The 11,946-nt window shown below is 44.4% G+C and carries 6 protein-coding genes; 3 read left to right on the top strand and 3 right to left on the bottom strand.

All coding sequences use genetic code 11. From position 1 onward, the window contains the following. The first annotated feature begins 90 nt into the window (after nt 1-90). Entirely contained in the window at nt 91-417 is a 327-nt protein-coding gene (locus AB4517_RS05135; protein WP_372074310.1) for a hypothetical protein, read from the top strand. 47 nt (nt 418-464) lie between these two features. After that, nucleotides 465-3,221 (top strand): immune inhibitor A domain-containing protein, encoded by a 2,757-nt coding sequence (locus AB4517_RS05130; protein WP_372147989.1) that lies wholly within the window; start codon nt 465-467, stop codon nt 3,219-3,221. Nucleotides 3,222-3,434: 213 nt separating this feature from the next. On the opposite strand, the gene AB4517_RS05125 is transcribed toward AB4517_RS05130, so the two are convergent. Continuing rightward, nucleotides 3,435-4,610, bottom strand: a complete 1,176-nt coding sequence (locus tag AB4517_RS05125) for an MFS transporter (protein WP_017061890.1) — start codon at nt 4,608-4,610, stop codon at nt 3,435-3,437. Between the two features lie 235 nt (nt 4,611-4,845). Here AB4517_RS05125 and AB4517_RS05120 point away from each other — a divergent pair, with 235 nt between their 5' ends. Then, a complete protein-coding gene (locus AB4517_RS05120; RefSeq protein ID WP_017061891.1) occupies nt 4,846-5,736 on the top strand; it encodes a LysR family transcriptional regulator in 891 nt (296 codons plus the stop codon). 94 nt (nt 5,737-5,830) lie between these two features. Here the strand turns inward: AB4517_RS05120 and AB4517_RS05115 are convergent, their stop codons facing one another. Both AB4517_RS05115 and AB4517_RS05110 read right to left on the bottom strand, forming a co-directional pair. Continuing rightward, complete coding sequence (locus tag AB4517_RS05115) at nt 5,831-10,810, bottom strand: ATP-binding protein (RefSeq protein WP_372147988.1); 4,980 nt, start codon at nt 10,808-10,810, stop codon at nt 5,831-5,833. Next, complete coding sequence (locus AB4517_RS05110; RefSeq protein ID WP_372147987.1) at nt 10,803-11,828, bottom strand: HD-GYP domain-containing protein; 1,026 nt, start codon at nt 11,826-11,828, stop codon at nt 10,803-10,805. Before AB4517_RS05110 ends, AB4517_RS05115 begins: the two co-directional genes overlap by 8 nt. Nucleotides 11,829-11,946 lie beyond the last annotated feature (118 nt).

Genomic DNA, 11,946 nt, shown 5'->3' with positions numbered 1-11,946 from the left:
GAATAATTAATTGTAATAATTATCCATTTGATTGGTAAATTTTATAAATATATTTTGTTACATAAACAAAACTGATGGCTTGATATAATAATGTCACACAAAACAATGGCTTTAATGGTTCTAATTTTTTCCTCACTGTCACAGGCTTCCACTATTGAGAACGACGAACTATTGCTGAAGTCATTGATTAAACAAGGTGTTATCTGTTCAGGCTTAACCTATGAGGAAACTCAAGAAGCTTTGCGTATCTATCTCAACGCTAAAAAAGTGAAGAGCACTCCGTTTGATTCAAAAAATAGAAAAGAGACAACCAATACAAAAGAGATAGAAGGTAAAAAACATACAACAAACACACGTCAGTTAAATAAGACACCACAAGAGTGTATTAGACCAAACTCGGACAACAGATCTGAATAAGGCAAGTTGATACTGATATCGACATGGAAATACAAAAAGGAAATATAATGAAAATGATGAGAAAAACATTGTTGGCTTCAGCAATGCTTACTCTATTTAGCGTCAGTGGTTATGCAAAAACACCTATTGATTTAGGCGTAGTTAATGAAGACAAACTCATTGAAATGCTAGTTAGACAAGGCTTAGTCGACCAAGATGCAACCGATGCGGCAAAGCACGATGCGCTTGACCGTTACTTAAAAAATAAGATCAATTCCGGTTTCAAAGGCGATGCTCAATTCGGTAAAAAAGCACTTGAACAACGAGCGAAAATACTCAAAGCCATTGAGAAAGGATCTGGCGTTAAAAAGGCCAGCGTCTTTGCTTTAGAAGTCGGCACTAAACGTACCGACAAAGTGCTCGCTCTGTTGGTCGATTTCCCTGATTTGAACTGGGATGACAACAAGTTGACCGAAGAGCACACGCAGATGCTCTATGAGAGCTACAATCCAGAGCATTATCAAGAGCTGTTGTTCTCAAATTCTGGCTACACAGGGCCCAACGGCGAGAACCTAATCTCGATGCGCCAATATTACCAAAGCGAGTCAGGTGACAGCTACAGCGTTGCAGGTCAAGCGGCAGGTTGGTATCGCGCCTCCAAGCCTGCGTCATTCTATGGTGGCAACTCCCCTACCACCGACAACGACCTAAACGCCCAAGAACTGGTTCGTGAAGCGCTGAATCAACTAGCTCAAGATCCGAGTATCAACCTTGCCGATTACGACATCGAAGATCGTTACGATTACGACGGTGACGGAAATTTCCGCGAACCCGATGGTGTGATTGACCACCTGATGGTGTTTCATGCATCGGTAGGCGAAGAAGCCGGTGGTGGCGTGTTAGGCCCTGATGCGATTTGGTCTCACCGATTCAACCTTGGTCGCACTCATGTACTGGAAGGTACTTCTAGCTCGCTTCCAGATCGATTTGGTGGCCAATACGCGGCGTTCGATTACACCATTCAACCGATTGATGCGGCTGCAGGTGTTTGTGCCCACGAATATGGTCATGATTTAGGCTTACCAGACGAGTATGACACGCAATACACAGGCAGAGGCGAACCGGTTTCTTACTGGTCAATCATGTCTTCGGGCAGTTGGGCTGGTCAAATTGGTGGTACACAACCAACGGCATTCAGCTCTTGGGCAAAGCACTTCCTACAAAAATCGATTGGTGGTCGCTGGGTTAACGATGATCAAATCTCGATTGATGACCTAGAAGACAATCCACAAGTGCATACGCTGTTCCAAACAACGGATAACAGTCGTCCTAACATGATCAAAGTGGATCTTCCTGAAAAACAGATTGAAAGTCTGAAACCCTTTGAGGGCGAGTATTCATTCCACTCTCAAAAAGGCGATGATCTGAAAAACAGTATGACTCGCAAGTTGATGATCCCAGCGGGTGATTCTGCACTGCTGTCTTTCAAAACTTGGTATGAGATTGAAAAAGACTACGACTTTGCGCGCGTGCTAATCAACGGACAAGCCATTGCAGGAAACATTACCTCAATGGACGATCCATACAACACGGACCTCGTTCCTGCTATTGGTGGCGAATCTGGCGGATGGGTCGACGCTGAGTTCGACGTTTCACAATGGGCAGGCCAAGAAGTGGAACTGTCTTTTGAATACATCACCGATGGCGGCTTAGCAATGGAAGGCTTCTATTTAGATAACCTTGCTGTTGTTGTCGATGGTGAAGTGACCTCAATAGACGATGGTGAAAGCAACTCCACCTTCGCCCTTAATGGTTACAAGCTGAGTAATGGATTCCATCAAGCGCAGCACTACTATCTATTGCAATGGCGCAGCCACATGGATGTTGATGAAGGCCTAGCGAACATCAAACGCATGGGACAACTGATGTCATTCGACCCTGGCTTGATCATTTGGTACGTCGACGAATCACTAACCGACAACTGGGTAGGTAAACACCCTGGTGAAGGTTGGTTAGGCGTGGTCGATGCAGACCAAAATGCCATGGTGTGGGCAAACTCTGGTGAAGCGGCTCAAACACGCTACCAAGTTCGAGACGCAGCGTTTTCACTCAAAGATCATACTCCAATGCGTCTTGTAAACAGCGACAACGATGTACTCGAAGATACCAGTTTGGTTGGCAATGCTAGCTTCTCGGATGACCAAGATTACACATCGCCTCAAGCACCAGATTCAGGACGCATCCTGACGGAGTTTGGTTTAGCGGTCGATATTGTGAATCAGAGTGATAACAACGAATACGGTGTGGTTCGCTTATCTAAAGTAAGCCAACACAACATCGTTCCTACTGCGAACTTCGAGCTTAATGTGACTGGTCTGACTGTTTCTGCAAACAACTTCAGCTCAGACCAAGACGGTGAGATCGCCCGTTACCTATGGGACTTTGGGAACGGCACAACAAGTAACGAAGTGGCACCAACTTGGTCTTACGAGCAAGCGGGCGAATACACGGTGAACTTGACTGTTGTCGACGACAAAGGCGCTACCGCTTCATTTAGCTCCGTAGTGAGTGTTGAATCTCCAAACGCCCTTCCAGAAGCGAGCGCGAAGTACATTCACTTGGGCCGCTGGGTAACCATGTGGTCTACAAGTTCAGACAGCGATGGTCGTATTGTTGATACCGAGTGGACACTTCCAAACGGAAAGGTGAAACGAGGTCGCACATTCACGTCAATCTTCCCTTCATACGGAAAGCACGAGGTGACACTGAAGATAATCGATGACCAAGGTGGGATTACCACTAAGACAATTTTGGTCGACCTGTAAATCATCGCTGGCTCTGTCATGCGTATTTACAACACAAGCTTAAGTACTGTTGTCACAGGATATAAGCCACGACAGCAGTTTTAAGAAAACGTTATTATTTAAGCCGTAAGCAAAGGCCCTACCGATTTGGTAGGGCTTTTTATTGGTCGCAGTTCGAGATACTAGGGTTTTAATCACAGTAACAAATTTACTGAACCACCATTCGATGAGCCATTACACAGGCTGCTTTTGAATACGCGATTTACGAGCACTGAATGCGAACAGCAAGATAACAGCTAACACGAATGGTAATACGTAGATATTGAGGTTCTGCCACCCTGCTGTCGATTCTAGCCAGCCAGAGAGCATCGCTGTAATCGTCACACAGCCAAAGACAATAAATTCATTAAACGCTTGTGCCTTAGCTTTATTCTGCGATTGGTAGGACTGACTAAACAAACCTGTTGCCGCGATAAACATAAAGTTCCAACCGACACCAAGCACAACTAGAGCCGCTCTGAAGTGCCAGATAGATTCGCCATGAATGTTAATCGCGATACAGACGACGAACAGAACCCCGCCTGCCAAGATCATCATTCTTGAGCCAAACTTCTCGATAAGTGAACCAGTAAAGAATGCAGGAACAAACATCCCCAATACGTGCCACTCAATGACGCCCGCTGCTTTGGTAAAGTCAAAGCCACAACCAATCATTGCCAATGGCGTTGCTGTCATCAGGATATTCATCACCGCATAAGCGACCATGGCAGCAAACACTGCGCCAATAAAGTTAGGCGCTTTTACTATCACACTGAGAGGATCGGATTTAGGTGCCTGACTATTAAAAGAGACTTTTGGAAACTGAATTGTTTGTAAGATGAGTAACGCAAGAATGTTCAATCCAATCAAAGAAGCAAAAGCACCAATGTACAAGCCATCTTGCGACCACTGTTGCGACATAATCGCCAAATTTGGTCCTAATACCGCGGCTAAAACGCCACCAGCCATCGAGATAGAGATCGCTCGGTGACGGGCATTTTCATCACACACCTCGATTGCAGCAAAACGATAAAGCGTGCCAAAACCTATGCCTATCCCAAGTAAGAACGTAGCGAAACAAAACAAATAGAAATGTTGTTGAGACAGTGCGTAGGTGGCAAGACTAGCTCCTGTAATGCCAACCACATTACCAATGCTAAATCCTCGCTTTCTCCCTAACTTGCCTGAAATTAAAGATGCTGGAATAGTGGCTGCCATTAAACCCAAAAACTGCAGTGCAACCGGCAAGGTGATCATGCTGACACTGGGTGCAATCTGCTTACCGATCAAACCAATCACAGAGATCAGTAATATGTTACCCGTCATCAACAAGGCCTGACACAGTGAGAGCAGCCAAACATTTCTATTCATCTTCGTTCCTAAATATGAGCACAGTTGGTCAATAGACCAAAAATTCAACAAAGTCGCAACACTTTGTTACTCATAGCAACTCTACAAAGCGGCCAATATAAAGTGCTACCACCACATGACTTTGATTAGCGTTACTTAAGACGCTAGAGTTGAAATTATCATTACTTAAGATAATAATAATTTTCTGTTATTTATTGGCTTTGTTATTTATAGGCTTTAGTATTTGAAGGTGAGTATGATTAATCCACTTTGGCTCAATACATTTAAGACTCTGGTTGAAGTTGGCCATTTCACCCAAACGGCAGAAAAGTTGTATATGACACAACCTGGAGTCAGCCAACACATCAAGAAGCTTGAACAAGCTTGTAATTGTGACCTGCTATCTCGAGAAAACAAGAGCTTCGAACTGACCGAACAGGGTCGGATTATGTATCGCTATGCGATCAAACTAGAGAAAGACCAAGAAGATCTTTTTGAGTCTCTGAGTTTTGATAACCCTTATGCTGGGCAATGTCACTTGTCTTGCTCTGGCTCACTCTCTTTGCGTCTGTATCCCAAGCTTCTTGAACTTCAACAGCAACACCAAGAGCTCAGCATTAACTTAGAAGCCGCTCCAAACAAAAAGATATTGAATGACCTAAGCGAAGGCACTACCGATATCGGCATTGTTAGGCATTCCCCGAACGACAGCTACTACCAAAGCCAAGTCATCGGCAAAGAAGCACTGTGTCTTATTGTTCACCACAGCCTTGCTGATTTAGAGATAACGCCGCAAGTATTGAATGACATTGGCCTGATTGCCCACCCAGATTCTGCACATTATCTGTCTTTGTATTTCGACCTTTGCGGAGATAAAGACTTAGCGAACATCAACGTTAATGAGATACCAAGATCTGGCTACATCAATCAGCTTCACCAGATCTTGCTACCCGTATCAAAAGGATTAGGTTTTACCGTGTTACCGGCTGGCGCGGTTGAACACTTCCCAGATAGAGACAAGCTACACGTTGTGCCGCCAAAGGTAGAAGTAGAGGAAACGCTGTATCTGGTTCAAAAACGAAACCGAAAACTGCCGCACCGATACGATACGGTTGTTGAGCTAATCAAACAGAACGTGAGTCGTTAGTTCGGTATAGATAGATTTAAAGCCTTTAGCTAGCTAGTTATTTCGCTATAAGAGCTAAAGGCTTTAATGTTGAAGTGATATTTATAAAAGACAACTACTCAGAAGCGCCAAACCCCTCTTTTGCTCGTTCAAAGTCATAATTATCTAACGCACTTCGAACATCTTTGAGAACAACAGAATGTGGATACTGTGCCAGTAACTCAGTCACATATTGAGTTGCATCGTTATCATAAGCATCCAGCAGTGATAGCAACTGAGCATGCTGTTCTGACGTGATGCTCGGTGAATCAGAGGTATCAGCAAGACTCGCATCGGCTTCTTCAGTACTTGTCGTATTGAATCCCCCAACACCAGACACATCAAAGCTGATCTCAACTGCTTTAATCAGTTCGATTAACCCAAGTTCGCCTTGCTTAAGATCTGCTTCATCACACGCCTTGTTATGCGCTTTGCTTTCTAAATCACTGAGTAACTCTGCCAATCGCAATCCACCAATCGAAGCTGCCATGCTTTTTAAGGTATGTAGATTACGCTCTAACGTCTCCCAGTCGCCTTGTACTAAGTTATCAAAAGCATCCGACATAATGTCTGGCGATCCTTGGCAGAACCTATCAAGCATTTTGGCTTGCAGCTTCACATCATGATAAGTCAGTTGCTCAAACCTCGACTGAGAGAAAACAGGCGGCTCAATTTGGGGATCGGAATGCAATTCCGCACTCTCACCAGAATCACCTGTCTGGATCGCATCTGAAGAGGTGTCTGATGGCGCTCGACCTTCAACTAAGACCTCAGGAACAATGTATCGAGTAATCAAAGACATCGCTTTATCAATAACAATAGGCTTATCCAAGAAGTCCGTGATGCCCGACGCCCTCGCTCGTTGTTTCGCATCAGCAAAAACATTGGCCGACATTGCAATAATCGGTACATCTGTATTGAATTCACGAATCAAACGGGTAGCTTCAAAGCCGTCCATAATCGGCATTTGAAGATCCATGAAGATTATTTCGTAGTCGTTGTTTTTAGCTAGCTCCAGCGCTTCCTTTCCGTTTTCAGCAAGATCGGCATTTAATTTAGAGCGACTGAAAAATGCTAAGGCTAGATCTTGGTTCAGCTCATTGTCTTCAACCAGTAGAACTCTTTGGCCTTTGAACTCTATCTGATAATCCAGTTGCAGCTCTTGGGCTTTGAAGTCGGCTAAGGCATCCGAGCTTGATCGTGGCAATGTCAGCACAAAGGAGAACTCACTGCCTTGCCCGTAAACGCTCTCAACGCTAATTTGGCCACCCATCGCATGCACTAATTTCTGGCTAATGTTGAGCCCAAGCCCTGTACCGCCAAACCGACGTGTCGTTGTGGTATCCGCTTGGCTAAAGGCTTCAAACAGCTTGTGACGGTTCTCATCCGAGATGCCTATCCCGGTATCCATCACACTCACCTTCATGGTTAAGCTGCTATCGTTCGAGTCAACATGCTCCAACGTTAACGCTACGCTGCCTTTTTCCGTAAACTTAATCGCGTTGCCCACAAGGTTGAGTATGACTTGGAACAACCTCAAGGGATCGCCTTGAAGTGGCGTGTCTAACTCTGGATCGATGACCATCGACAAATTGAGTTGTTTCTCAGCTGCTTTCGACTCCATTAGTTCAATCACATCTTTAAAGGTCGTTACGGGATCAAACGGGACGTTATCAATAACAAGTTGCCCTGCTTCTATCTTTGAAAAATCAAGGATGTCATTGATGATACCGAGTAACGAATGGCCAGAACGGTGCACTTTCTCAATGTAATTTCGAGCGACAGGATTAGATATTTCGCCGATCGCCAGATAAGACAAGCCAATAATGGCATTCATTGGGGTTCTTATCTCATGGCTCATATTGGCTAAGAATTCCGATTTAGCTTGGCTCGCCAAATCGGCTCTCTGTTTTTCTTCTTCCAATTGTTCGTTAAGGCGCTTCATTTCTGAAATATCGAATGCCCAAAATAGTGTGGCGACTTCCCCATCAATCTCAAAAAGATAGTAACTGACCAAAGCAACAAATCGGGTTCCATCAGATTTTCTGAGTACCAACTCCCTATTTTCAACTTTACCGTTAAGGTCGAGCTCTTTATGCACGCCATCACGAACGCTCAGCGAGTCATGGATAGCAGCGACGTCGATAGAAGACAACGCCTGATTTTCCACGCCAAACAAACGTTTTGCCGTATCGTTCGCGTAACGAACCTCTTCTTCAAATACCACGCTGGCTGCAATTGGAGAGCTATTTAGCATGTTGTAGAGTTGGTTCTGCGCCTTTTCCAGAGCTTCGGTCGCTTCCTTAGCAATACTGATCTGCTTCGCTAATTTACGATTCCAGAAAATAATAAGAAGGAGGATCACCAGAGAAAAAACCGAAATGGTGTAAACCAATTGATAATCAACTCTTTCTATCGCTTTGGGTGCCGCCCACTTTGCTGAGATCTTCTGGTGTTCTTCAGCCGAGATGCTGCCTATCGCTTTGTTCACAATAGACAACAACAAAGGTTCAGACTTGATGACATGCAGAGTTGGCGACAGGAAGAAATCTAATCGGCCGATAATGCCAATCCCTCGATAGCCAAATGAGTCGATTAAGTAAGTTAGTACGTCAACGGTATCAATCATCGCATCAAACTCACCCGACTCGACGAGCTCTAAGCCGTCATTAGTCGAGGACACCATCGCCCAGTTGATCTCAGGGTAACTATCCATGATAGCTCCTGTGTTGGCTCCGCCCTCTAAAATACCTATTTTCCATCCAGCAGCTTCTTCTAAGACAAGGCTATTCACATCTCGTCTTGAGGCAATGGCCAAGCGACTAGAAAATAACGGTTTACCCGCCTTCACGCTCTCGCTAAGTGAACGATTCTCGACAGCGGCCGAGACAAGGTGCACTTTTCTATGATCAACAAGTCGTCGAGTCTCCTGCCAACTGCCGACGTCAACATGTTCCAAGCGTAAACCTGTTTTCTGTTCGATCAGCTTTAGGTAATCATCGATCATGCCGATGTATTCCCCTTTGCTCGATACGGCCTCATAAGGCAAAGAGTTAGGATCAATACCGATTTTCAATACTGGATGAGATTTTATCCACTGACGTTCATTTTGGCTAAGATTAAGAAGTTCACCGGCTAAACTGTTTGATTGATAAATATCTGAAATATAACGCCTTGCGCCATCTCCGAATGAATTAAACTGCTCAATGGCTGGGAAATAAACATAGCTTCCTTCCACGGAATCCACATCGAAATAGAAGGTCATAAACCCAGCATTGGTGCTGCCCGTCTGAGTTTTATAACCAGCGCCTTTCGTCACGGATGACAATTTAGAGGTGTTTTTTTTGTCCAATGATGACGTTGATACATCTCCTAGAAACCAAGATTCAAGCGGTCGCTTATTATTATCAGCCAGTGCAGAAATCACCGTAAAGGTATTATCTGCGTCAAATATGTCAAAAATCTTAGGCAATTCGTCAAAGCGATCATTGACGATAAAGTACGCTGAGATTTGAGCAATAATATCGGCCTTCTTCAGAACCGGAGTCAGATCGTTCTTAACTTGTCTTCTAAGAATCGGTTCAAAATCGCCGCCTTCCTTCTTGAGGTTTGCCAATGCGGCATTAAAGCGGTCTCTTAGTTCAGCCCCCCTGAAATCCACGTAGATGGGATAGCTGACTTTATAATCCTCATGGAGCTGTATCTCGCGCATTTCAATAAACCGGGTATTGGTGACAAACCAGGTTAATACGCGCCTTTCTACCATCAGGAGATCAACATTTTGAGCTCTCAGCTGGGAAAACGCTGACTCTAAGCTGTCGAGATCATCTATCCGATCAATGCTCAATTGGCTTTCCAACACTTCTACAGAGTTTTTAATCGGCGATGTTTCATCGAACAGCAAAGCTCCCAATGACAATTTTTTTGCCGACTTTAAATCCAGCTTACGCCTCTTTAATGACACTGGCACAAAATCAACATCCATCACCTTGTCACTGACAAAGTGCAATGAAGAGTCATCAAGTTGAACGCCAGAAACAAACGATATTGAGCTATTACTATCGATAGCTTGACGAGCCGCACTACGAGGCAAAGTGACAACGTCACCCAATCTATACCCCATATCGTTCAAAGCCCTTTGCATAATGTCATGCTCTAAGCCGACAGAAGTACTGTCTGGGTACATGTAAGGCGGGTTGCCGAAACCAAATACGCCTTTAACGGGAGAGCGATAAGGCGAGTCATCTAACCATTTAGATAAAATACGGTTCTTTTTACCGATATCAAACGTTGCAATCTGTTGATTCAACAAGTTAAGCAACTCATTGTCGTTTGAACGAATAACCATGGCTGCTTTGATGCTCTTCCAGCGATCAAGTACATGATTGACCGCTAAATTCTCTACTCCACTTTTATGAGCAAGATCCATGGTGGTTACAGGCTCAGCCAGCAAACCATCAACCGAGCCGTCTTCTAATGCGCGAATAGCATCAATGACTGTATCGAACTCAACTCTCTCGATCGAACTAAGCTGCACGCCAGATCGCTCAAGGTCGATGCTTTCACGAACCATGGCAATTCGTCTCTTGGCCTCTTGCTCAATTTTATTGTTGAGGTGGTCATCGGTAGGAAGAATGACGGCAATTTGATAGGAGATATAAGGATCGGTTTGAAGAAAACGACCTCCCTCGCTGGGATCAAACTGTTGAAACGGAAACACATCACCTTTCCCGTCTAACAAAGCTTGCTTTGCTTCAGCATGAGAATCTACGCTGATGAAATTGGTTTTTACGTTGAAACGCTCTTCAAGATCGTAAGCCCAATCTCGAATAATCCCGTCGACTTTTCCATCATCACCAATAAATGAGTAAGGATAATGACTGGATAGTGCAACAAACGTGATTTCACGATCAGGATCTTGCCATAGGTTTGGTTGTTGGTCCGGAACAGCCTCAGCGTTAACGCTAGCGGCACGAACAACGAATACAACAAACAAAATTATGGCGATGACATAACGCTTACCCCACTTATCCCACATCTGCCAGAGGTCACTCATCTTTGAACTTCTCTTTAATCTCTAGAATCTCAGGTAACTTCAGAAAAAACACATCAACGATAGTTGGATCAAAATGTTTGCCTTTCTGTTCTTCAAACAAGTTCAGCGCCTCATCAATACTCCAAGCTTTTTTATAAGGGCGCTCTGCGGTCAGGGCATCAAACACATCAGCAACAGCCGCAATTCTTCCAACCAATGGGATACCTTCACCAGCTATCTGGTTTGGATAACCACTGCCATCCCATTTTTCGTGATGATATTGCGCCACCTGAATAGCCATACGCATCAGTTTGGAATCACTCTGCCTACCAAGTATATCAACACCATATTCGACATGCTTTTGCATAATTGTCCACTCGTCGGCGTCCAATTTACCCGGCTTGAGTAATACGCTATCAGGAATACCGATCTTGCCAATATCATGCATTGGTGCTGCATCACGCAACGTCTCGGCATCTTCGTCAGTCATTCCTAAGGCTTTAGCTAGCACTTCACAGTAGTGACTCATACGCTTAACGTGCATGCCTGTTTCATTGTCTTTAAATTCAGCAGCTCTACCCAGTATGTTCAGTGTTTCTAGCTTACCGAGATTGATCTCTTGAGTTTTCTCTTTTACCTGACTAAACAACGCGCGTTGTTGGTCATAAAGTGCGATATGCGTTTTCACACGCTGGAGTGCAATTGCAGGGGTTATCGGCTTGGTTAGGTAATCGACAGCCCCCAAGGAGAGTCCTTTTACTTCGGCTTCTGGACCAATTGTGGCGGTCACGAAAATGATAGGAATGTGAGCCGTATTCGGCTGAGCTTTAAGTTGGCGGCACACCTCGTAACCATCGATGTCAGGCATCATGATATCAAGGAGGATAAGGTCTGGCTGCGGCACCATCTTCGCGATCTTGATACCAATTGTGCCGTTAATCGCTACTTTCACTTGATAAGTATCTTTGAGTATTGCCGTTAACACATCCAAGTTACTTGGGGTGTCATCCACGACTAACACTATAGGTTTCCGACTCATTGATACCTCGTATACAAATCAAACAGTTATAACCCTAGTGTAGAACGGTTTCCAGAGGTTAAGTAGAAAAAAAAACAATTGATTTTCAAAAATGAAGAGTAGATCTGTGAGTGACTTC

The organism is Vibrio sp. 10N.222.52.C3 (assembly GCF_041474195.1).
In the GTDB taxonomy this organism is placed as follows: domain Bacteria; phylum Pseudomonadota; class Gammaproteobacteria; order Enterobacterales; family Vibrionaceae; genus Vibrio; species Vibrio crassostreae_C.
This window is presented reverse-complemented; position numbering and strand designations above follow the sequence as displayed.